This is a genomic window from Rahnella sp. 1L-D-7-B-C2, from assembly GCF_057290995.1.
Window position 1 is genome coordinate 221219 of the sequence record NZ_JBXAVQ010000006.1, and the last position, 23982, is coordinate 245200.

Annotated in this window: 17 protein-coding genes; 14 read left to right on the top strand and 3 right to left on the bottom strand. The window is 53.8% G+C overall.

Going from position 1 to position 23982, the window contains the following annotated elements; genetic code table 11:
• Nucleotides 1-516: 516 nt before the first annotated feature.
• Together exbB and exbD are read left to right on the top strand one after the other, a co-directional pair.
• On the top strand, nt 517-1422 hold the full coding sequence (exbB, locus tag AC0Z7K_RS12790; RefSeq protein WP_413530379.1) for a tol-pal system-associated acyl-CoA thioesterase: 906 nt from the start codon (nt 517-519) through the stop codon (nt 1420-1422).
• A gap of 9 nt (nt 1423-1431) precedes the next feature.
• Nucleotides 1432-1866, top strand: coding sequence for a TonB system transport protein ExbD (gene exbD, locus AC0Z7K_RS12795; RefSeq protein ID WP_413530380.1), 435 nt, complete (start codon nt 1432-1434; stop codon nt 1864-1866).
• Nucleotides 1867-1938: 72 nt separating this feature from the next.
• On the opposite strand, the gene garD is transcribed toward exbD, so the two are convergent.
• Entirely contained in the window at nt 1939-3510 is a 1572-nt protein-coding gene (gene garD / locus AC0Z7K_RS12800; protein WP_413530381.1) for a galactarate dehydratase, read from the bottom strand.
• Between the two features lie 539 nt (nt 3511-4049).
• Here garD and AC0Z7K_RS12805 point away from each other — a divergent pair.
• The 5 genes from AC0Z7K_RS12805 to AC0Z7K_RS12825 all read left to right on the top strand — a co-directional run bounded on the left by AC0Z7K_RS12805 (nt 4050) and on the right by AC0Z7K_RS12825 (nt 9846).
• Entirely contained in the window at nt 4050-5396 is a 1347-nt protein-coding gene (locus tag AC0Z7K_RS12805; protein ID WP_112164676.1) for an MFS transporter, read from the top strand.
• Between the two features lie 54 nt (nt 5397-5450).
• On the top strand, nt 5451-6221 hold the full coding sequence (garL, locus tag AC0Z7K_RS12810; protein WP_413530383.1) for a 2-dehydro-3-deoxyglucarate aldolase: 771 nt from the start codon (nt 5451-5453) through the stop codon (nt 6219-6221).
• Between the two features lie 26 nt (nt 6222-6247).
• The gene (gene garR, locus AC0Z7K_RS12815) at nt 6248-7138 is read left to right on the top strand and encodes a 2-hydroxy-3-oxopropionate reductase (RefSeq protein ID WP_485614783.1); all 891 of its coding nucleotides are present in this window, start codon (nt 6248-6250) and stop codon (nt 7136-7138) included.
• A 121-nt stretch (nt 7139-7259) separates the two neighbouring features.
• Nucleotides 7260-8399, top strand: coding sequence for a glycerate kinase (locus AC0Z7K_RS12820; protein ID WP_413530384.1), 1140 nt, complete (start codon nt 7260-7262; stop codon nt 8397-8399).
• 139 nt (nt 8400-8538) lie between these two features.
• Nucleotides 8539-9846, top strand: a complete 1308-nt coding sequence (locus tag AC0Z7K_RS12825) for an amino acid deaminase (protein ID WP_485614706.1) — start codon at nt 8539-8541, stop codon at nt 9844-9846.
• 81 nt (nt 9847-9927) lie between these two features.
• Here AC0Z7K_RS12825 and barA read toward each other — a convergent pair whose 3' ends face one another.
• Complete coding sequence (gene barA, locus AC0Z7K_RS12830) at nt 9928-12678, bottom strand: two-component sensor histidine kinase BarA (RefSeq protein WP_485614708.1); 2751 nt, start codon at nt 12676-12678, stop codon at nt 9928-9930.
• 63 nt (nt 12679-12741) lie between these two features.
• Here barA and rlmD point away from each other — a divergent pair, with 63 nt between their 5' ends.
• The 5 genes from rlmD to eno all read left to right on the top strand — a co-directional run bounded on the left by rlmD (nt 12742) and on the right by eno (nt 20619).
• Complete coding sequence (gene rlmD / locus AC0Z7K_RS12835) at nt 12742-14106, top strand: 23S rRNA (uracil(1939)-C(5))-methyltransferase RlmD (RefSeq protein WP_485614709.1); 1365 nt, start codon at nt 12742-12744, stop codon at nt 14104-14106.
• Between the two features lie 9 nt (nt 14107-14115).
• Nucleotides 14116-16359: a GTP diphosphokinase gene (gene relA / locus AC0Z7K_RS12840; protein WP_413530388.1), complete on the top strand. Its 2244-nt coding sequence runs from the start codon at nt 14116-14118 to the stop codon at nt 16357-16359.
• Nucleotides 16360-16439: 80 nt separating this feature from the next.
• Nucleotides 16440-17246: a nucleoside triphosphate pyrophosphohydrolase gene (mazG, locus tag AC0Z7K_RS12845; protein WP_485614711.1), complete on the top strand. Its 807-nt coding sequence runs from the start codon at nt 16440-16442 to the stop codon at nt 17244-17246.
• 349 nt (nt 17247-17595) lie between these two features.
• Nucleotides 17596-19233: a glutamine hydrolyzing CTP synthase gene (pyrG, locus tag AC0Z7K_RS12850; RefSeq protein WP_413530390.1), complete on the top strand. Its 1638-nt coding sequence runs from the start codon at nt 17596-17598 to the stop codon at nt 19231-19233.
• Between the two features lie 81 nt (nt 19234-19314).
• The gene (eno, locus tag AC0Z7K_RS12855) at nt 19315-20619 is read left to right on the top strand and encodes a phosphopyruvate hydratase (RefSeq protein ID WP_413530391.1); all 1305 of its coding nucleotides are present in this window, start codon (nt 19315-19317) and stop codon (nt 20617-20619) included.
• Between the two features lie 89 nt (nt 20620-20708).
• Here eno and AC0Z7K_RS12860 read toward each other — a convergent pair whose 3' ends face one another.
• Complete coding sequence (locus tag AC0Z7K_RS12860) at nt 20709-21509, bottom strand: MurR/RpiR family transcriptional regulator (protein WP_413530419.1); 801 nt, start codon at nt 21507-21509, stop codon at nt 20709-20711.
• A gap of 204 nt (nt 21510-21713) precedes the next feature.
• Here AC0Z7K_RS12860 and AC0Z7K_RS12865 point away from each other — a divergent pair, with 204 nt between their 5' ends.
• Complete coding sequence (locus AC0Z7K_RS12865; protein ID WP_413530392.1) at nt 21714-23267, top strand: maltose/glucose-specific PTS transporter subunit IIC; 1554 nt, start codon at nt 21714-21716, stop codon at nt 23265-23267.
• A complete protein-coding gene (locus AC0Z7K_RS12870) occupies nt 23264-23962 on the top strand; it encodes an N-acetylmannosamine-6-phosphate 2-epimerase (RefSeq protein WP_413530393.1) in 699 nt (232 codons plus the stop codon). Before AC0Z7K_RS12865 ends, AC0Z7K_RS12870 begins: the two co-directional genes overlap by 4 nt.
• Nucleotides 23963-23982: the final 20 nt, after the last annotated feature.

Below are 23982 nucleotides of genomic sequence, written 5' to 3' on the forward strand. Positions count from 1 at the left end.
GTCTCCAGGGGTAGTCGATAATGAAATGAAAAGGTAGGGCGAAATTGAACCGGTCTTGCATAAAGAAATTAGCCGGTTCTACATGAGAATCTTTTAAAACATCTTGTAAATGAGTGAGATACTGGACATGCCGGTGTAAGGTCTTTGCCCGTGATAATCACCTTACCTTATTTATAACTGTTGGGTATTTGAGCGTTATCACAAACTCGCAACAAATGTAAAATACCGTTACTTAATATTTAAAACGTTGTTTTGTCTTTGGTAATTACAGGCAGATGATTGATTTAGTGCGGGATTATTTGCAAAAGTGTGACGCAGATTAAACTGACGATCTATTGACCAAAGGGTCAAAACCTTGTCATCCGTCAAGGACACTGGCGACGTCAGACGCGACAATGTAAATAATAATGAGAACGACTATCAATTAGGCCTTTTTATTTGATATAATTCGGCGTTATTTAACCCATATACATTGATTCTGGCTGGAGGCGACGCGTGAAAACGGCTCGCAATAAAATGAAAAAAACGACCTCTGTATTGATGTCGTTAATGTTGGTCGCTGGTTTAAGCGGCAACGCAACGGCAGCGCCTGCGACGCCGGCGGCGAACGCCGTCACTTCTGAGAACACGCAACCTGCGCCTGCTGCGGCTGACACAACGCCAGCACCTGTCATGCAACCTGCGTCGACCGAAGCTCCCGTCATTCCAACCGATTTGTCTGTATTAGGTATGTACCATCACGCTGATGTGGTGGTGAAAACCGTCATGATTGGCCTGCTGCTGGCGTCCGTGGTCACCTGGGCTTTGCTGTTCAGCAAAGGTTCGGAAGTGTTCAGCGCCAAACGTCGTATGCGCCGTGAGTTTGACGCACTGTCTTCCGTGCGTACGCTGGACGAAGCCGCTGAGCAGGCTGAAAGCTTCGCCGCCAGCAGCATCAGCGCGCAGATGATCCGCGATGCGCAGAACGAACTCGAGCTGTCTGCCGGTTCTACCGACAATAACGGCATCAAAGAACGTACCGGCTTCCGCCTTGAGCGCCGCGTCGGCGCTGCCGGTCGTCACATGGGCCGTGGCAACGGGATCCTCGCCACCATCGGCGCGATTTCTCCGTTCGTTGGCCTGTTCGGCACTGTCTGGGGCATCATGAACAGCTTCATCGGTATCGCACAAACCCAAACCACTAACCTGGCCGTTGTTGCGCCGGGTATCGCAGAAGCACTGCTGGCGACAGCTGTGGGCCTGGTGGCCGCAATTCCTGCTGTGGTTATCTACAATATTTTCGCCCGTACCATTACGTCTTACCGCCATCAGGTAGGTGACGTGGCGGCGCAGATTATCCTGTTACAGGGCCGCGATTTGGATCTGGCTGCCAGCGAAGGCGATGCGCCGCGCGGTCAGACAGGTCAGTTACGCGTAGGATAAGAACAGATTATGGCTATTCGGTTAAACGACGATATCGACGAAAGCGGTGAAATGCATGACATCAACGTCACGCCTTTTATTGACGTCATGCTGGTGCTGCTGATCATCTTCATGGTTGCCGCGCCGCTGGCCACCGTAGATGTACGGGTAGATTTACCGGCTTCGACGGCTAAAGCACAGCCGCGTCCGGAAAAACCAATCTTCCTGACGGTGAAATCCGACAAGCAGTTGTACCTCGGCGACAGCCCGGTCAACAGCGACAACCTGACGGCCATGCTTGATCAGCGTACTCAGGGCAACAAACAAAGTACGATTTTCTTCCGTGCAGATAAGACGGTGGATTACGAAACGCTGATGAACGTAATGGATAACCTGCGTAAAGCCGGTTACCTGAAAGTTGGGCTGGTCGGTGCAGAACAGACCGGCGCAGCCGCCGCGAAGTAAGCGTTTATCTGCGGTGAAGTCCTAAAGAAAAGGCCAGCGTTTGCTGGCCTTTTTGCATGTTGGGTATGTGAATCAGGTCACCGGTGCCGGGTTAAACACTGCCAGTGCATTGTGAATGCCCCAGGTGTCTGACCAGGTTTTCTTGCGGCCGCTGGCGATATCTAAAATGAAGTGGAACAGCTCCCAGCCGACGTCTTCGATCGTCGCGTCGCCCGTGGCAATGGTACCGGCATTGATGTCCATCAGGTCATGCCAGCGATTGGCCAGCGTAGTGCGGGTTGCCATTTTGATTACCGGCACGGCCAGCAGGCCATAAGGCGTACCGCGCCCGGTGGTAAAGACCTGAACGGTAATACCTGAAGCCAGTTGCTGCGTGCCGCAGACAAAATCACTGGCGGGCGTCGCGGCGAAGATCAGCCCCTTTTTGGTCGGACGCTGTCCCGGTGACAACACTTCTGAAATCGCACTGGTGCCAGATTTCGCAATCGAGCCAAGCGCTTTTTCTACTACGTTCGCCAGTCCACCTTTCTTGTTGCCCGGCGACGGGTTGGCGCTGCGATCGGTTTGCCCGAGCGACAGATAATTATCGTACCAGGCCATCTCTTCCAGCAGCCGTTTACCGACGCTAACATCCGCTGCACGCGGAGTGAGCAGGTGGATCGCGTCGCGTACTTCGGTCACTTCGGAGAACATTACCGTGCCACCGCAGCGGACCAGCAGATCCGAGGCGAAGCCGACCGCCGGGTTGGCGGTCACGCCGGAGAAAGCATCGCTGCCGCCACACTGCATACCGACCACCAGATCTGACGCCGGACAAGTTTCACGCTGACGGCGGTTCAGGCGTTCGAGATGGAACTGTGCGACGGTGAGAATATCGTCAACCATCGACTGAAAACCGACGTGCTGTTCATCCTGTAAACGGACGATGTGAGTATCGTCGAGCGAGATGGCCTGCACGTCTGGTGTGCCTTCCAGCAGACGTTCCGGCTGTAGTTTCTCGCAGCCCAAACCGACCACCATCACCTCACCGCCAAAGTTCGGGTTGAGCGCCAGATTGTGGATGGTGCGGATTGGCACGACCGCTGCCGGTGCGTTGATAGCCACGCCGCAGCCGTACAAATGGTTCAGCGCGACCACGCCATCAACGTTGGGGAATTTCGGCAGTAAATCACGTTCGATGATTTTCACCACGTAATCAACCACACCCGCTACGCAATGCACGCTGGTGGTAATACCGAGCAGGTTTTTGGTGCCCACACTGCCATCTTCGTTGCGATAGCCTTCAAACGTGTAGCCTTCAAGAGGCGGTAAGGCCGGGGGAACACGTGTCGCCAGCGGCAGGCTGGCGAGCTCCGGTGCAACGGGCAGTTCGACCAGCGATTCGTCAATCCAGCTGCCTTGCGAAATTTCCCGCACGGCATAACCGATCACTTCACCATAACGAATAATATCGCCGCCTTTGGCAATCGGTTCTAAAGCCACTTTATGGCCTTGCGGAATATGCTCAATTAATTCCAGACCATTTGAAAATCGGGTGCCGGCTTTTAAGCCGTTATCGTTCACAATAATGGCAACGTTATCGCTTTCATGAACTTTAATGAAAAGTGCGTCGGTTGCATGCTCTTTATCTTTATTACGTGACATAACTGTCTCCGCGTTTATTAAACATCCCGAAAAAAGATCCTTCGGTTAATTCTCTGAAGTTGTCGCGTACAAATGTTAACGTTTTGTCTTTCCGGCATTACAGGGTATGCCCCCATTATAAAGCAGCTGTCCGGGAACCTCATTGTGCAACTGACCAGCTTTTCGCTCGCGGAACGTCATTCTGTGTGGCAGGTGACAGAATAGATGTGACGGATATCACCCTTTGTTTTGCAGGCTTTCAGAACCCGTGTGAACTGTGATTATCCTCCCATCACGATGTGTGGATGCAAAAAAATAGTCGTTATCTTACGGTGTATTCTTGGGCGAATGCACAGTGTTATTTCCGCCCTCGTTTTTTATACTGTGTTTGCCCTCTGAAGGTCGCGTTGAAAGCAATACAGGTAAATTTCAGGCATGGATAAATTACGATGAAATGCCTGTCTCATATAAAGGAAGCCAGCAGGTGATACGAAAAAAAGTTATTTCGATAACTGTAATTTCCCTGCGAATTTTTCCGTACTAGTAAAATGAGGGTCACCATGAGCGTTCATTCCCAGTCCCGCGTACTGGCGCAAAGTAAGACGCGAACACATATTCGCTATTATATTTTGCTGATTATTTTTCTTATCACGGCGGTGAATTATGCCGATCGTGCAACGCTTTCCATTGCCGGTACTGAGGTCGCGCGTGAGCTGGGCCTGGATGCCGCTGATATGGGGCAAATCTTCGCCGCGTTCGGCTGGGCTTATCTCATCATGCAACTGCCCGGCGGCTGGCTGCTGGACCGTTTCGGTTCCAAAAAAGTTTACTCCTACAGCCTGTTTTTCTGGTCACTGTTCACGTTGTTGCAGGGCTTTGTTGGCTGGTTCCCGCTGGCATACGGCGCGCTGACGCTGTTTATCCTGCGCTTTATGCTCGGTTTTTCTGAAGCACCTTCCTTCCCGGCGAACGCCCGCATCGTGGCTGCCTGGTTCCCGACCAAAGAGCGCGGTACCGCCTCGGCGATTTTTAACTCCGCACAATATTTCTCGCTCGCGCTGTTCTCCCCGCTGCTCGGCTGGCTGACCTACGCCTGGGGCTGGGAACATGTCTTCATCGTGATGGGTGTGCTCGGTTTTGTGCTAACGCTGGTGTGGATCAAGTTCATCCATAATCCGCCGGAACATCCGGGAATTTCTAAAAGCGAGCTGGAATTTCTGAAAGACGGTGGTGCCGTGGTGGATATCGACCACAAGAAAACCGACGGCACGCAAGGTGGCCCGAAATGGAGTTACGTGCGCCAGATGCTGAGTAACCGCATGATGTTGGGGATCTTCTTCGGTCAGTACTTCATTAACAGTATTACGTGGTTCTTCCTGACCTGGTTCCCCATTTATCTGGTCCAGGAAAAAGGGATGTCTATTCTTAAAGTCGGGATGATTGCAGCAATCCCCGCGCTGTGCGGCTTTGCCGGTGGCGTGCTGGGCGGCGTGTTCTCCGACTATCTGCTTAAACGCGGTTTCTCACTGACCGTGGCGCGTAAAATTCCGATTGTCCTGGGCATGCTCTTAGCCACCAGCATCATTTTATGTAATTACACGGACAACAACGCACTGGTTGTGACCCTGATGGCACTGGCGTTCTTCGGCAAAGGTTTCGGTGCGCTGGGCTGGCCGGTCATTGCCGACACCGCGCCGAAAGAAGTCATCGGACTGTGCGGCGGCATCTTCAACGTCTTTGGCAACGTGGCTTCTATCGTAACGCCGCTGGTTATCGGTTATATCGTCAAAGGCCTGCATTCTTTCAACATGGCACTGATTTTCGTCGGCTGCTCTGCGCTGATGGCGATGCTGTGTTACCTGCTGGTTGTCGGTGAGATCAAACGTCTCGAACTTAAGAAAAGCTAATTTGCGATGGCGAGCTGAAGAAAACTCCACGTCCGCCCTATAACGAGGTCATCTATGAGTAATCAAATGATTCCAAACCGGTTTCGTCAGGATTTATTGCAAGGCAAAACGCTGATCGGCTGTTGGGCCGCCTTGTGCAACCCGATTGCTACGGAAGTACTGGGGGTCGCAGGTTTTGACTGGCTGCTGCTTGACGGCGAACACGCACCGAATGACATCAGCACCTTTGTGCCGCAGCTAATGGCGCTCAAAGGCAGCAAAAGCGCGCCGGTTGTACGCCCGCCGTTCAATGAACCGGTGGTGATTAAACGTCTGCTGGATATTGGTTTTTACAACTTTCTCATTCCCTTCGTGGAAACGCAGGAACAGGCCGAGCGCGCCGTAGCCTCCACGCGTTATCCGCCGGCAGGGATCCGCGGCGTGTCCGTTTCGCACCGCAGCAATATGTTTGGCACCGTGCCGGATTACTTCACCAGCATCAACGACAACATCACGGTGATGGTGCAAATCGAGAGCCAGCAGGGCGTCGATAACCTTGATGCGATTGCCGCCACCGAGGGTATCGACGGTATTTTTGTCGGCCCAAGCGATCTGGCCGCAGGCATGGGACATCTTGGCAACGCCGGACACCCGCAAGTTCAGGCGGCAATCCGCCACATCTTTGACCGTGCAAAAGCACACGGAAAATCCAGCGGCATTCTGGCACCGGTTGAAGCCGATGCACGCCGCTATATGGAATGGGGCGCGACCTTTGTGGCGGTCGGCAGTGATTTAGGCATTTATCGCGCAGGTACGCAGGCGCTGTGTGATCGCTTCACTAAGTGATCTCATCACATCAATACTCTGAGGATATCCGAATGAAAATTGGCTTTATTGGTTTAGGCATCATGGGCAAGCCTATGAGCAAAAACCTGCTCAAAGCAGGCTATGAGCTGGTGGTTATGGACCGCAATCCCGATACCGTGGGCGAAATTGTCGCACTGGGCGCAACCGCCGCCGACACGCCGAAAGCGGTCGCTGAGCAGTCTGATGTGATTATTACCATGCTGCCTAACTCACCGCAGGTCAAAGAAGTGGCGCTGGGCGAAAATGGTCTGATTGAAGGCGCGCGTCCGGGCACAATTTTTATCGACATGAGTTCTATCGCCCCGCTGGCTAGCCGTGAAATCAGTGAAGCGCTGGCAGCCAAAGAGATTGCCATGCTCGACGCACCCGTCTCCGGCGGCGAACCGAAAGCCATTGACGGCACGATGTCAGTAATGGTCGGCGGCGACAAAGCCGTGTTCGATAAATGTTATGAAATCATGAAATCGATGGCCGGCTCCGTAGTGCATACCGGTGATATCGGTGCGGGGAATGTTACCAAGTTGGCGAATCAGGTCATTGTGGCGCTGAACATTGCGGTAATGTCCGAAGCGCTGGTGCTGGCAACCAAAGCGGGTGTAGATCCTAACCTTGTTTTCCAGGCCATCCGTGGCGGGCTGGCAGGTAGTACCGTGCTTGAAGCCAAAGCGCCGATGGTGATGGATCGCAACTTCAAACCGGGATTCCGTATTGATTTGCACATTAAAGATTTAGCCAATGCACTCGACACTTCTCACGGCGTGGGTGCGCAACTGCCTCTGACCTCGCTGGTCATGGAAATGATGCAGGCATTGAAAGCGGATGGTCACGGGCAATCTGACCACAGCGCCATTGCACGCTATTATGAAAACTTAGCGAAGGTTGAAGTTACCCGTTAGTCAAAGGGGGTGGCGCGGCCCGATGCGTAGTAAATCGCGCCGCGTAGCCTTTTGGCAGAATGCAAAACTGACAGGACGCTTTTCCACAACGGCGCGTGCAGTTTATGAAGGTAATGACTTTATGAAAATAGTGATCGCACCGGATTCATACAAAGAAAGTTTGTCTGCATTGGATGTGGCGAAGGCCATCGAAAGTGGATTTCGTGAGATTTTCCCTGACGCGGAGTATATCAAACTGCCAGTCGCCGACGGCGGCGAAGGCACGGTGGAAGCGATGGTGGCAGCCACCGGCGGACGCGTGGTGAAAGTGAATGTGACCGGGCCTTTAGGCACACCACTTGAAGCCTTCTTCGGGCTTTCCGGCGACGAGAAAATCGCGTTCATCGAAATGGCCGCCGCCAGTGGGCTGGAAAGTGTACCGGCAGCGCAGCGTAATCCGCTGAAAACCACCTCTTACGGCACGGGCGAGCTGATCCGCTCCGCGCTCGACCACGGCGTAAAACACTGCATCATCGGGATCGGCGGCAGTGCGACCAATGACGGCGGGGCCGGCATGATGCAGGCGCTGGGCGCGAAGTTGCTGACCAAAGAGGGCCAGTCCATTGGTCAGGGCGGGGGGGAGCTGGAAAAGCTGCATCACATCGATATCAGCGGGCTGGATCCCCGAGTCAAAACATGCCGCTTCGAAGTGGCCTGTGACGTGACCAATCCGCTGACCGGAAAAGACGGCGCTTCCGCCATCTTTGGCCCGCAAAAAGGTGCAACGCCCGAGATGATTGAGCAGCTCGACGGCTATCTGCATCATTACGCAAAAGTGATCAAACAGGATCTGGGCATTGACGTTGAGCATGTGCCCGGCGCAGGTGCAGCGGGTGGCATGGGCGCGGCGTTATACGGATTCTGCGGCGCGGAACTGCGTCAGGGCATTGAGATCGTCACCGATGCGCTGGGGTTGGATGCGCTGGTCAAAGACGCGACGCTGGTGATCACTGGCGAAGGGCGTATCGACAGCCAGAGCATCAACGGCAAGGTACCGATTGGCGTGGCGCGGGTCGCCAAGCGTTACAACAAACCGGTGATTGGCATTGCGGGCAGTCTGACTAAAGACGTGGATGTGGTTTACGCTCACGGGCTGGATGCGGTTTTCAGCGTGCTCTACAGTGTATGTACGCTTGACGACGCCCTTAAAAATGCCGCAGATAATTTGCGTAAGTCAGCACGGAATATTGCCGCGACCATTAAGTTATCGCAAAAGCTCTGAGAACGTATTAACGGCAAGAATCAGCAACAATACGTCATTAAAAAACCGGTGTTCAGGCCCAGCCTGCACCGGTTTTTGTATTTTATTCCCGACGATTTTACGTTAGTTTTTAGAATCAAATCGCAACGGGAACCTCGCCATGTCAGAGATTGATTTTTCGCAGCAGCCGGTCAATACACAAACCAAAGGATTAGGTGCCATCAGTGCAGATTCACGCATGGGGGATATCCGCCAGCAGGGCTGGAATATTCTGCGCGAGGACGTCAGCCTGCCGGTGGCGGTACTGCTTGAAGAGCGAATCGAACACAATCTTGCGTGGATGCGTGAATTTATTCAGCGCTATCGGCTGAAACTCGCGCCGCATGGCAAAACCACCATGAGCCCTGAGTTGTACCAGATGCAGCTGGAGTTCGGCGCGTGGGGTATCACGCTGGCGACCGCGCCACAGGTTAATGTGGCGTTCCAGCATGGTGTGCGCAAAGTGATTATGGCGAACCAGCTGATCGGCAAAGGCAGCATGGCGATCATCGCCGGATTATTGCGTGAGGATCCTGAATTTGAATTTTCCTGCATCATCGATTCTGCCGATAACGTGGATGCCCTCGGCCACTATTTTGCCAGCCAGCAACTGACACTGCGCGTCATGTTCGAATACGGCATTCAGGGCGGTCGCACCGGTATCCGCACCGGCGAGCAGGAGGCGGAAGTGCTGGCGGCCGTGAAGCGATGGCCGCAGTCGCTGGCGCTGGTGGGCGTTGAGCTTTATGAGGGCGTCAGTAATGACGAAGCAGCGATCCGCGCCTTCCTGCGTCACGTTGTCGCGCGTACCGAAGCGCTGGCGCAGGCAGGTGAATTCGCTGAACCGCAGGTGATGTTGACCGGCGCAGGATCTGCGTGGTTTGACGTGGTGGCGGAAGAGCTGACACGCGAAGATCCTCATCTCGACAATGATAAAAGCTACCGGCTGGACGTTATCCTGCGCTCCGGCTGCTATGTCACGCACGATGTTGGTGCGTATCAGGCCGCGCTGGAGCGAATGCAAACCAGCAATCCGGTGGCGCGTGAAATGAACAGCAGCTTACAACCCGCGCTGCAGGTCTGGGCGGCGGTGCAGTCTTTGCCGGAGCCGGGCAGGGCGATCATCGCCTTCGGCAAACGTGATGCCGGTTACGATGCCGGATACCCGAAAGCCGCCGGTCATTTCCGCCCGCGCAGCGCCACGCAGGCAGGTTACACCACCGTTGTGCCCGCGCCCGATGACTGGAAGGTTTACGCGATGATGGATCAGCATGCGTTTATGTCGATCCCGGAAAATGCAGATCTGAAAGTTGGCGATATGCTGGTGTTCGATATCTGCCATCCGTGCCTGACCTTTGATAAATGGCGCCAGCTGCTGCTGGTGAACGAACAATGGGATGTGACCGGGGCTGTGACAACCTGGTTTTAACCAGCATTTTTAAGGCGTAAAAACGCCCGGTTAAAGCCGGGCGTTATGTTGTTTACCTGAAACTTCTCACTCCGGCCCTTTTTACCTTGGCAAGTAGGCCACCGCCGCCTGCTTCACATTCTCGATTTCATCAAGCAGTTCAAACCATTCTGGCTCCAGCGTTTCCACACTCACGCCCTGACGCAGCTGTTGTTCGATGTAATAACAGAGCTGTTTCAGACGCGGGACGCCGCTGTAGCTGCAACTGCCGTGCAGTTTGTGGATAAGCGCCAGAATGTCGTTATCGGTTTCACCGCGCGCAACGGCATCCACGCGTTCGGCGACCTGCGGCAGAAATTCCACCAACATTTGCAACAGATCCTGCGCCAGCGCGACTTTATTGGCGGACTGGCTCAGTGCCAGCTGCCAGTCGAGCGTGCTGTTTGGCGCCAGGTCTTCCTGCGTTTGCAGAGGTGAATCTAACTGATTCTGATGCGAGTAATGGCGCGACAGCACATTTTTCAGCATGCCTTCGTCGATCGGTTTCGCCAGATAATCGTCCATGCCGAGTTTCAGCAACTGTTCGCGTTCGCCGCTCAGCGAGTGGGCGGTTACTGCCACCACCGGTGTACTGGTGTGGCGCGCCATCTGATGAATGATTTCGCTGGCGCGGATGCCGTCGATATCGGGCATCTGAATATCCATCAAAATGATGTCCAGATCGGTGTGGCGGGCGACTTCAATCGCTTCTTCACCGCTGTGGCAGAGCACGGTTGTTTCGACCAGTTCTTCGAGCAACGCACCAATCAGTTTGAGGTTCGCCGGATTATCATCCACAGCCATCGCTGTCAGCGGCAGGCGCAAGATTTTAGTTTCCTCCGAACCGAGGATCTGAACCACCGGCTGTTGCTCTTTTAACAGCAATGGCAGCAGACGGATGCTGGACATAGGTTTGATGAGACAAGCCTGCACGCCACGCCGTTTTAGCTCTTCGGCATCAACCTGGAACTGGCTTGGCAGCGCCAGCAGCAGGTGGCGCGTCATGCCCAGTACCCGTTTTAGTCTGTCGTCATAATCGGCCAGCGTCTGATCCTGTTTGACCGGAATACTGCACAACATCATGTCGTAATAGTTTTCTGGCAATGCCGCCAGCGACGTGCGATGGGTCACTTCCAGCGGTGTTGCCTGCAAAATCTCCATAGTGGCTTTCGCCGCCGCCGGGTTGGCTTCGATGTAAGCCAGACGTTTACCTTCAAGCGAGCTCATGGAAACCGGCGTCACGTGGCGGTTTTCATTAAGCTCCAGCGTAACGTGGAACCAGAAAGTCGAACCGCGATTGATTTGGCTGTAGAAGCTGATATCGCCGCCCATCTCTTTCACCAGCCGCTGAGTTATTACCAGCCCCAGACCGGTTCCGCCGTGACGGCGAGAAATACTGGCATCGGCCTGACGGAAAGCCTGGAACAGCTGCGACTGCTGCCGCTCGGAAATACCGATGCCGGTGTCGTGGATCTGTACTTCCAGTTCGACCTGCAAATTGTTCTGCGAGCGCAGTTCCACATTGATATCAATATTGCCATTTTCGGTGAATTTAATCGCATTTCCCAGCAGGTTGGTGACCACTTGCTGCATACGCATCGGGTCGCCGAGCACGTTTTCCGGCACGTTATTGTGAACGTTGAGCGTCAGCTCAAGCCCTTTGTCGTGCGCGGTGTGTGCCAGCAGGATCACCACTTCATCGAGCATTTCATGCAGCGAGAAAGGAATGTGTTCAAGCACCAGTTTGCCCGCTTCCAGCTTCGAGAAGTCCAGTACGTCATTAATGATGGTCAGCAGATTATTGGCTGAGCGTTCAATAGTTTGCAGGTAATCTGCCTGCGTCGGGGACAGCGGCGTTTTGAGTGTCTGGCGCGTGAAACCAATGACACCATTAAGCGGCGTGCGCAGCTCGTGCGACATATTGGCGAGGAATTCCGATTTAATACGCGCTGCTTCCTGCGCACGCTTTTTCGCCAAATCCAGTTCGACGTTCTGGATTTCCATCTGTTCGAGCGTCTCGCGCAGGTCTGACGTGGCCTGATCGATATTCTGTTGCACTTCTTCGTGGTACGCCGTCAGGGACATTGCCATCGAGTTGATGCCGTTTTTCAGCATGCTCAGTTCACCGGGCATCGTGCCTTCGACGCGGCTGTCGAGCTGGCCGCGACGGATCCGGTCCACAGTATTTACCATGTTGCGGATTGGCCCGGTAACGTCTCGCATCAGACGATAGGCAAAGAGGGTGGCGATGCCCAGACACAACAGTAACAACATGGTGGAAACGAACGCTTCCTGATACTGCGCCAGCCGCACCGAACTGATATCGAGCTCAATGGCGATATATCCCAGATTATGTTCGGGAGACGTTATGAAAGAGGCGTCATCGGCCTCAGTATGGTTTTCGGCCTGAACCGGTGTGCGCAAAATCAGGGAGTCGCCGATGCGCATTTGCGTCAGTTCGCGGGGAATATCTTTAACACTTTTAACCTGCAACGGTGTGTTTTCGCGCAGTGAGTTCGAGCTGGCAAACAGTTTATTGTCGCCATCAAACACGCTGATGCTGCGGACAATATCGGAATGATTGCGATGCAGGCGGCTGATGAGACGTATCACAGGCTCGCGTTCGCGGAACGTCATGCCGTATTCGCTCGCGACCGCCAGTGGCTCGATAATGCTGGCTCCGGCGTCGATCAGCTGATTCTGCAACTCGTTATATCGGTGCACCACAAAGAAGGTGCTGAGCAGCAAACCGATCATTAATGTCGGTGCCAGAATCAGGATCATCATCCGTACGCGAAGGCTATATTTGGTCATGAGGTTCCAATGTGGGAGAATTACCTAAAGTAAGCTTAATAAACCAGCGTGCAATCGACAATAATGGCTCAATTCTACTCTCCGAACCGCCGTGTGACGACCCGGCAAACGATAACTGTGACCGCCACCGACCTGGATGCTTTCGGGCAGGGTGTTGCACGTCATAACGGCAAAGCCGTGTTTGTCAGTGGCTTATTGCCGGGCGAGCAGGCGGAAGTGATCTTAACAGAAGATAAAAGTAAGTACGCCAAAGGGCGGCTGAAACATCTGCTGACCACCAGCGCTGACCGCGTCAAACCGGCGTGCCCGCACTATTCCACCTGCGGCGGTTGCCAGCAGCAGCACGCCAGCGAGGCGTTGCAGCAGCGCAGTAAATCGGCGTCTCTGCTGCGGCTGATTTCCCGCGAAACAGGTATTCAGGCCGATGAACAGCCGGTGATTGCCGGTCCGCAATACGGTTATCGCCGCCGTGCGCGTCTCGGATTGCAAATTGCCGGCGCTAAGCCGGGGCGTAAATCCGGCAACGGGCCGCTGGTGATGGGATTCCGTCAGGAAGGTTCGAATGATCTGGTGGCTGTCACCCGCTGCCCGGTATTGCGTCCTGAGCTCGATCAACTGCTGGTACCGGTGCAGGAATGTCTGGCCTCGCTGACGGCGGCTAAACGCCTGGGGCATCTGGAAATGGTGCTGGCGGACAGCGGTGCGCTGCTGGTATTGCGCCATCTGGATCCGCTCAGCGAAGCTGACCGCACCCGCCTGACAACGTTTGCGCAGAAATATCAGTTAACGATTTTTCTGGCACCGGACAGCGACACGCTGGAGCGCTTGTGCGGCGATGTCCCTTCGTATCAGATTGATGGCCTGACGCTGAATTTCGGTCCGCGTGATTTTATTCAGGTTAACGATGCCGTAAACCAGCAAATGGTGGCGCAGGCGCTGGAATGGCTGGCGCTGACGCCGGAAGACCGCGTGCTGGATTTATTTTGCGGAATGGGAAATTTCACGCTTCCACTGGCAAAAAGAGCTAAGCGGGTTGTCGGAGTCGAAGGTGTTGCTACACTGGTGGCGAATGGGCAAGATAATGCCCGGATTAACGGAGTAGAAAATGCGTCATTCTTCCATGAAAATCTGGAGGACGACGTCAGTCAGCAACCCTGGGCAGCGCAAGGCTTCAATAAAGTTTTGCTCGATCCTGCGCGGGGCGGTGCGGCCGGCGTGATGGCGCATATTGTTAAGCTTGCCCCGCAGCGCGTGGTGTATGTGTCCTGCAATCCCACGACATTGGCTCGGGACAGTAAAATTTTGTTGGAGGCGGGTTATCGGTTGGCTCAGGTTCGTATGCTGGATATGTTTCCGCACACCGGGCACCTTGAATCGATGGCTCTGTTTATCAACCCATCTGACACCGGGGTTGTGTCAGACACGTAGGGAGAGGGTATGGTTGCGGTAAGAAGTGCACATCTGAACACGGCTGGCGAGTTTGCGCTCGACGACTGGATTAACAGTTTAGGGCTGTCCAGCCAACAGTCATGTGACCGTTTAGCCGAAACCTGGCGCTACTGCGAGCAACAGACGCAGGGCCATCCGCACGCGTCGCTCTTGCTGTGGCGCGGTCTTGAGATGGTTGAAATCCTCTCGACCCTCAGTATGGATAACGACAGTATGCGCGCCGCGCTGCTGTTTCCGCTGGTCGATGACGGCATCATCGATGAAGACACGCTGACTGAGCAGTTCGGTAAAGGCATTACCGATCTGGTGCATGGCGTGCGTGATATGGATGCCATCCGCCAGCTGAAAGCCACGCACAATGACTCTATGGCCCCGGAGCAGGTGGACAACGTCCGCCGGATGCTGCTGGCAATGGTGGAAGATTTCCGCTGCGTGGTGCTCAAGCTCGCCGAACGTATCGCGCATCTGCGTGAAGTGAAGGACGCGCCGGAAGAAGAGCGAGTTCTGGCGGCGAAAGAATGTACCAATATTTATGCCCCGCTGGCGAACCGCCTCGGTATCGGCCAGCTCAAATGGGAGCTGGAAGATTTCTGCTTCCGTTATCTGCATCCTGATGAATACAAACGTATCGCCAAATTGTTGCATGAGCGTCGTATCGACCGTGAACAGTACATCGATGATTTTGTTTCTACCGTCAAAAATGCGATGGGCGAAGAGGGCATTAAAGTCGATGTCTATGGCCGCCCGAAACACATCTACAGCATCTGGCGCAAGATGCAGAAAAAATCCCTCTCCTTCGACGAACTGTTCGACGTGCGCGCCGTGCGTATCGTGGTAGAGCGTTTGCAGGATTGTTACGCGGCGTTAGGGATTGTGCATACCCATTTCCGCCATCTGCCGGATGAGTTCGACGACTACGTCGCCAACCCGAAACCGAACGGCTATCAGTCGATCCACACCGTGGTGCTCGGGCCGCGTGGTAAAACGCTGGAAGTCCAGATCCGCACCCGCCAGATGCACGAAGACGCAGAACTGGGCGTCGCGGCGCACTGGAAATACAAAGAAGGCACCGCCGTGGTCGGTGGCCGCAGCGGTGGCTACGAAGGTCGCATCGCGTGGCTGCGTAAACTTATCGCGTGGCAGGAAGAAATGGCCGATTCGGGCGAAATGCTCGACGAAGTGCGCAGTCAGGTCTTCGACGACCGCGTCTACGTGTTTACGCCAAAAGGCGATGTTATCGATTTGCCAACCGGCTCGACGCCGCTCGACTTCGCTTACCACATCCACAGCGATGTCGGTCACCGCTGTATCGGGGCGAAAATCGGCGGGCGTATTGTGCCGTTTACCTATCAGCTGCAAATGGGCGATCAGATTGAAATCATCACCCAGAAGCACGCGAACCCAAGCCGTGACTGGCTGAACCCGAGTCTCGGGTATGTCACCACCAGCCGCGGGCGCTCGAAGATCCAGAACTGGTTCCGTAAACAGGATCGCGACAAAAATATCATCGCCGGTAAGCAGATCCTCGACGACGAACTCGATCGAATGGATATCAGCATCAAGGATGCCGAAAAACTGCTGCTGCCGCGCTACAACGTCAATTCGCTCGACGAAGTGTTGGCCGCAATTGGCAACGGTGACATCCGCATCAACCAGATGGTCAACTTCCTGCAATCGCAGCTTAAAAAGCCGAGTGCGGAAGAGCTGGATAAAGAGGCGATGCGTCAGCTGACGCAGAAAACCACGCCGGCACCGCAACGTAATGGCAGTAAAGACAATGGTCGCGTGGTGGTTGAAGGCGTAGGCAATCTGATGCACCACATCGCGCGCTGCTGCCAGCCGATACCGGGTGATGAAATCGTCGGTTACATCACCCAGGGCCGGGGGATTTCTATTCACCGGGCCGATTGCGACCAGTTAGAAGATTTACGCCTGAATGCGCCAGAGCGTGTGGTAGACGCCGTCTGGGGCGAAAGCTACTCCAGCGGGTATTCGCTGGTGGTACGCGTGGTGGCGAACGATCGCAGCGGCCTGCTGCGCGATATCACCACTATTCTGGCCAACGAGAAGGTCAACGTACTGGGCGTGGCCAGCCGCAGCGATACCAAGCAGCAACTGGCGACTATCGATATGGATATCGAAATCTACAATCCACAGGTGCTGGGGCGCGTGATCGCCAAGCTGAACCAGCTGCCGGACGTCATTGACGCCAAACGCCTGCACGGCAACTGATCGAAATCCTTTAAAGGCCCGCCTGTCGGGCCTTTCTTATTTTTGCTTTGGCATACACATTTTTAAAACGGACAACCCTCATGACCGAATCACCTCTTCAACGTTTGCTCTCCATCATGAAAACTCTGCGCGATCCGGCGGCCGGTTGCCCGTGGGATAAAGAACAAACCTTCGAGACCATCGCGCCGTACACGCTGGAAGAAACCTATGAAGTACTGGATGCCATTGCGCGTAAAGATTACGACGACGTGCGTGATGAACTGGGCGATCTGCTGTTTCAGGTGGTGTTTTACGCGCAGATGGGCAGCGAGCAGGGGTTGTTTGGTTTCGACGATATCTGTAATGCGATCTCCGATAAGCTTGAACGTCGTCATCCACAAATTTTCGGTGATGAAGCGGCGTGGTCAAAAGACGCCAGCAGTAAAGATGTGCTGGTGAAATGGGAGGCGCGCAAGGCGCTGGAACGGGCTGACAAATCGCTGCACTCGGCGCTCGACGACATTCCCTCCGCACTGCCTGCACTAATGAAAGCGCACAAAATTCAGAAGCGTTGCTCAAACGTGGGTTTCGACTGGACCACACTCGGTCCGGTGCTCGATAAAGTCTACGAAGAGATCGATGAAGTAATGTTTGAAGCTCGTCAGGCAGTGATTGACCAAGAAAAGCTTGGCGAGGAAATTGGCGATCTGCTGTTCGCGACGGTGAATCTTTCCCGCCATCTGGGGCACAAAGCGGAAGATGCACTGCAGGCTGCGAACCGTAAATTCGAGCGCCGTTTTCGTCATGTGGAAAGCATTATCCGTGAGCAGGGGCTGAGCATGGAAGATGCCACCCTGGATCAGATGGAAGCCGCGTGGCAGCAGGTAAAGAAGAGCGAGAAGCCGTAAAACCGGTGCCCGGACTTTGATCGGCGACAAGATCTGCATTTGCTGAAACGGTTAAGCTCAGTATCAGTCAGCCGCTAAAAGCCTGATCTGAGAGCGTTAAAGTCCAACAAATTGATATCTAAGATGTTTTAGTGAGTCACGCGAACAGTTACGCCATTTTTATTCGCTAACTGATTGTTTTTGAAAGAATGAGAGAGAATGTTGGGAAAGGTTAACTTTTCTGAACTGACGCTGAGGAAAACGATGATGGGCAGCAAAACGTTTATTTGTGGCGCACACAAGGTTCCGGTATACTGTTTTCCCGTCTTGGTTACTCCATCATCTTTAAACCTAACCTCTCAGGTTCAGCATGACAACTAATTATATTTTTGTGACCGGCGGGGTCGTATCCTCTCTGGGTAAAGGCATTGCCGCAGCCTCTCTGGCGGCTATTCTCGAAGCCCGTGGCCTTAACGTGACCATGATGAAACTGGACCCGTATATCAACGTGGATCCCGGCACCATGAGTCCGACTCAACACGGTGAAGTCTTCGTAACCGAAGATGGCGCTGAAACGGATCTGGACCTCGGTCACTACGAGCGTTTCATTCGCACCAAAATGACCCGTCGTAACAACTTCACCACTGGCCGTATTTACTCCGACGTGCTGCGCAAAGAGCGCCGCGGCGACTATCTCGGCGCGACCATTCAGGTTATCCCGCACATCACCAACAATATCAAAGAACGCATCATCGAAGGCGGCGAAGGCCACGACGTTGTGCTGGTTGAAATTGGCGGTACTGTGGGTGATATCGAATCCCTGCCGTTCCTGGAAGCGATTCGCCAGATGGCCGTAGACGTGGGCCGTGAGCACACGCTGTACATGCACCTGACGCTGGTGCCTTACATGGCGGCTGCCGGTGAAGTGAAAACTAAACCGACTCAGCACTCCGTAAAAGAGTTGCTGTCTATCGGGATTCAGCCAGACGTGCTGATCTGCCGTTCCGATCGTGCAGTTCCTGCCAACGAACGTGCCAAAATTGCCCTGTTCTGTAATGTGCCAGAAAAAGCGGTGATTTCTCTTAAAGATGTTGATTCCATTTATAAAATCCCGGCCCTCTTGAAATCTCAGGGTCTGGACGACTATATTTGTAAGCGCTTTAACCTCAATGCCCCGGAAGCCAATCTTTCCGAGTGGGAACAGGTTGTCTATGAAGAAGCCAATCCGGGCGGTGAAGTCACCATTGGTATGGTCGGTAAGTACATTGAGCTTCCAGATGCGTATAAATCTGTGATTGAAGCGCTCAAGCACGGCGGCCTGAAAAATCGTCTGACCGTGAACATTAAACTTATCGACTCTCAGGATGTCGAAACCCGTGGTGTTGAAGTGCTCAAAGGTCTGGACGCTATCCTGATCCCAGGTGGCTTCGGTTACCGTGGTGTGGAAGGCAAAGTCGCGACCGCCCGTTATGCACGTGAAAACAACATTCCTTATCTGGGCATTTGTCTGGGTATGCAGGTGGCACTGATGGAGTTCGCCCGCAATGTGGTAGGTATGGAAAATGCCAACTCCACTGAATTTGTGCCAGACTGTAAATTCCCTGTGGTGGCGCTGATCACCGAATGGCGAGATGAAGACGGTAACGTTGAAGTACGTACCGAAGACAGTGATTTAGGCGGTACCATGCGCGTCGGTGGGCAGCAATGTCACCTGAGCGACGGTAGCCTGGTTCGTGAGATGTACGGCGAACCGACAATAGTTGAACGCCATCGTCACCGTTACGAAGTAAACAATATGCTGCTGAAACAAATCGAAGCCGCAGGTTTACGCGTAGCCGGTCGCTCTGGCGATAAGCAACTGGTGGAAATCATCGAGCTGCCAAATCATCCGTGGTTTGTGGCTTGTCAGTTCCATCCAGAATTTACGTCTACGCCGCGTGATGGTCACCCGTTGTTTGCAGGCTTCGTGAAGGCTGCCGGTGAGTATCAGAAGCGTCAGGTAAAATAAAATACCGGGGAAGTGGTTCGGGACAGACTGTCTGGAATCGCTTTTCCGAAGCTTTAGTTAACTTGTACTGAGGAAATCTTAATGTCTAAAATCGTTAAAGTTATCGGCCGTGAAATCATTGACTCCCGTGGTAACCCGACTGTAGAAGCTGAAGTTCATCTGGAAGGCGGTTTCGTTGGTTTGGCAGCTGCACCATCAGGTGCTTCTACTGGTTCCCGCGAAGCGCTGGAACTGCGTGACGGTGACAAATCCCGTTTCCTGGGCAAAGGCGTACTGAAAGCTGTTGCTGCTGTTAACGGTCCTATCGCTCAGGCTGTAACCGGTAAAGACGCGAAAGACCAGGCTAACATCGACAAGATCATGATCGATCTTGATGGTACCGAAAACAAATCTAACTTCGGCGCTAACGCGATTCTGGCTGTTTCCCTGGCTGCTGCTAAAGCGGCTGCTGCTTCTAAAGGTCTGCCACTGTACGCTCACATCGCAGAACTGAACGGCACCCCAGGCAAATATTCTATGCCACTGCCTATGATGAACATCATCAACGGCGGCGAACACGCTGATAACAACGTTGATATTCAAGAGTTCATGATTCAGCCTGTTGGCGCTAAAACTCTGAAAGAAGCCATCCGTATGGGTTCTGAAGTGTTCCACACCCTGGCTAAAGTGCTGAAATCTAAAGGCATGGGTACTGCTGTTGGTGACGAAGGTGGCTACGCGCCAAACCTGGGTTCTAACGCAGAAGCTCTGTCTGTTATCGCTGAAGCGGTAAAAGCAGCAGGTTACGAGCTGGGTAAAGACATTACTCTGGCGATGGACTGTGCAGCATCAGAATTCTACAAAGACGGTAAATACGTTCTGGCCGGCGAAGGCAATAAAGCTTTCACTTCTGAAGAGTTCACTCACTTCCTGGAAGACCTGACCAAACAATACCCAATCGTTTCTATCGAAGACGGTCTGGACGAATCTGACTGGGATGGTTTCGCATACCAGACTAAAGTGCTGGGCGACAAAATCCAGCTGGTTGGCGACGATCTGTTCGTAACCAACACCAAAATCCTGAAAGAAGGTATCGATAAAGGCATCGTTAACTCCATCCTGATCAAATTCAACCAGATCGGTTCACTGACCGAAACTCTGGCTGCGATCAAAATGGCGAAAGACGCTGGCTACACTGCCGTTATCTCTCACCGTTCAGGCGAAACTGAAGATGCTACCATTGCCGATCTGGCAGTAGGTACCGCTGCAGGCCAGATCAAAACCGGTTCTATGAGCCGTTCTGACCGTGTTGCTAAATACAACCAGCTGATTCGTATTGAAGAAGCGCTGGCTGCACAAGGCACACCTGCACCGTTCAACGGTCTGAAAGAAGTTAAAGGTCAGTAATTACTGCCCCGCAACACTTTCCTGAAAAACCCGCTCCGGCGGGTTTTTTTATGTCCGTAATTCAGGGAAAGCTGCGGGAAAGTTTCGGGTTACAGCAACAAAGAAAGCGTGGCACTTGCACTGTGTTCGCTGGCCTGCAGATAATCAGGGGAGAGCGTTAACAGCTGATTGATCAGTAATTCTACCAGTAACATCCCACCGACTTTTGACGTCAGTAATCCCGCTGTCAGCGGGCCTTCCGGTTTGGCGGCGACCAGTAAAATATCCGCCAGTGAGGAAAGCGGGCTGCGCAGCGTATTGCTGATGCCGATTATCGTAGTGCCCTGACGCTTCGCCAGTTCTGCCGCGTGCAGCACATCTTTGGTGGATCCTGAGCTTGAAATCACCACCACAATATCCCTTTTGTCCAGACTCACTGCGTTCATCGCCCCACGATGCATATCGGCAAAACATTGCGACGCTTTACCCAGACGCAACAGCTTATAGCCCAGATAATCGGCCACAATGGCGCTGGCGGCGACGCCATAGACCTGCACGGAACGCGCGTTATGAATGTGCAATGCCGCGTCCGCCAGCACCTGACGATCGAGCAGTTTACCGGTATCGCGCAGGGCGGCGATGCTGTCTTCGATCAGCGTCTGAACATCGTCATTCCCTTCGGCGGCCTGATTTGCCGGGTTCTGACGCGTCTCAAGCGCGAGCCCCATTTTGAACTCGGTAAACCCCTTGCACCCCAGCTGACGGCAAAGTCGCGTGACGCTGGCCTCGCTGGTGTCACTTTCACGCGCCAGTTCAGTGATGGTCAGGTAAAGCACGCGCTGCGGCTGTTCCAGCACAAAACTGCCCAGCTTGTGCAGCGTCGGGCTGTAATTCTCCAGCCCCTGACGCATTCGCAGTAATAGCGTGCCTGTTTCCTTGGTCTGACTCACTCGGCTCTCCTCAGAATAATTGACCTCCCTAGTTTGGCTGATGTGACGCAGTTAACGCCAGAAGAATTCCGTATGGATAACGCTGCATATTTGATGGTAATTATTATTTTATTTATATAGTGTTGTGAAAATAATTATCATAACAGCGCAACGCGGAGTCATCTCATGTCAATATTCAATGGTTCAGGGGGCGGGGCCTGGTTCGAAAGAGCCCAAAAATTCGGCAAGTCTTTCATGTTGCCTATCGCGATTTTGCCCGCAGCCGGCTTGCTGTTGGGGATCGGCGGGGCGCTCTCCAACCCAAATACCTTAGCGGCGTATCCGTTTCTGAATATCCCGGCCTTGCAGGCGATTTTCACCGTCATGGCCAGCGCCGGCTCGATCGTCTTTGCCAATCTGGCGGTGCTGTTTGCCGTCGGGGTTGCGGTCGGACTGGCGCGCAGTGATAAAGGCACGGCAGGATTATCCGCGCTGCTGGGATATCTGGTGATGAACGCGACCATCAACGCCATCCTGATCCTCAAAGGTCAGCTCGTCACCACCAATCTCAGCGCCGTCGGGCAGGGCATGGCGCTCGGTATCCAGACGCTGGAAACCGGCGTTTTTGGCGGTGTGGTGATTGGTCTCGTGACGTGGTGGCTGCATAACCGATTTAACAAAATCGAGTTGCCGCAGTTTCTTGGGTTTTTCGGTGGTTCGCGTTTTGTACCGATCATCTCTTCTGTCGCGGCGATTGTCGTCGGGGCGGTGATGTTCTTCATCTGGCCACATTTTCAGAAAGTGATTTTTGGGATGGGCGGGCTGGTGGATGCCACAGGATACTTCGGCACTTTCATTTACGGTTTTGTGCTGCGCATGCTCGGCCCGTTCGGCCTGCATCATATTTTCTATCTGCCTTTCTGGACTACCGCACTCGGCGGCAGTGAAGTGGTGAATGGGCATCTGGTGGAAGGCACACAGCGGATCTTCTTCGCACAGCTGGCCGACCCAAATACGCAGCAGTTTTATATCGGCACCTCACGGTTTATGTCCGGGCGCTTTATTACCATGATGTTTGGTCTGGTTGGGGCATGTCTGGCGATGTATCACACGGCACGGCCTGAGAATAAAAAGCGGGTCGCAGGGCTGCTGCTCTCGGCGGCACTGACCTCCTTCCTGACCGGGATTACTGAACCGATTGAGTTCTCGTTCCTGTTTGTCGCGCCGATGCTGTATGTCCTGCACGCCGTTTTTGACGGTCTGGCTTTCATGATCGCGCATATTTTGCAGATCACCATCGGGCAGACTTTCTCCGGCGGTTTTATCGATTTCATCCTGTTTGGCGTTTTACAGGGAGAAAGTAAAACTCACTGGATGTACGTCCCGCTGGTCGGTGTGCCGTGGTTCGCGCTCTATTACTTCTCTTTCCGCTATCTGATCAGGCGCTTCAACCTGAAAACGCCGGGGCGTGATGAGGCTGAAATTCAGCAGGATAACGTGGTAACCGACCGCGCTGGAATGATTATTGAAGCTCTGGGCGGCGCGGCAAATATCGCCGAGCTGGACTGTTGTGCAACGCGTTTGCGGATCAGCGTCCTTCAGGCAGCAGACGTGGATGAAAGCAAGCTGAAGTCCAGCGGAGCAAGGGCCGTCCTTATCCGTGGGAACGGAATTCAGGTCATTTACGGGCCACACGTCACGATTATTAAAAATGAAATCGAGGAGATGTTGGGAGTATGAATCAGTCAATGTTAACGACCATCAAGGGAAAGCTGGTGGTGTCCTGCCAGGCGCTGGACAACGAACCGCTGCACAGTGATTTTATTATGAGCCGCATGGCGCTGGCCGCGATGCAGGGCGGCGCGGCGGGGATCCGCGCCAACAGCGTCGCGGATGTGAAAGCCATTCGTGCCACCGTGCCATTACCGATCATCGGGATCATTAAGCGTGATTATCCCGCCAGCGACGTGTACATCACGGCAACTCTGAAAGAAGTGCGCGAACTGATGGCTGTTGCGCCAGATATGATTGCGCTCGATGCCACTGCCCATCAACGCCCAGGCGAATTACAGCTCGCCGAGCTGGTGCAACGCATTCGTGAAGAGTTTCCGGCTTTGTTGCTGATGGCAGACATCGCGACCTTAGAAGAAGCGCAGAACGCGCAGACGTTAGGGTTTGATTGTATCGGCACGACATTGCACGGCTATACTCAGGAGACACAGGGCAGCAAACTCTGGCATGACGATTTTGCCTTCCTGCGGCAAGTACTGGCGCATTGCGATACGCCGGTCATTGCCGAGGGAAATGTCGATACACCTGAAATGGCGGCGCGATGCTTAACGCTTGGGGCGCATTCTGTCGTGGTCGGTGGTGCAATCACCCGCCCGCAGCAGATCACGCAACGTTTTACCGACGCCATTCACTCTGCAGGCTGACAGACATTTTTGCAGACATT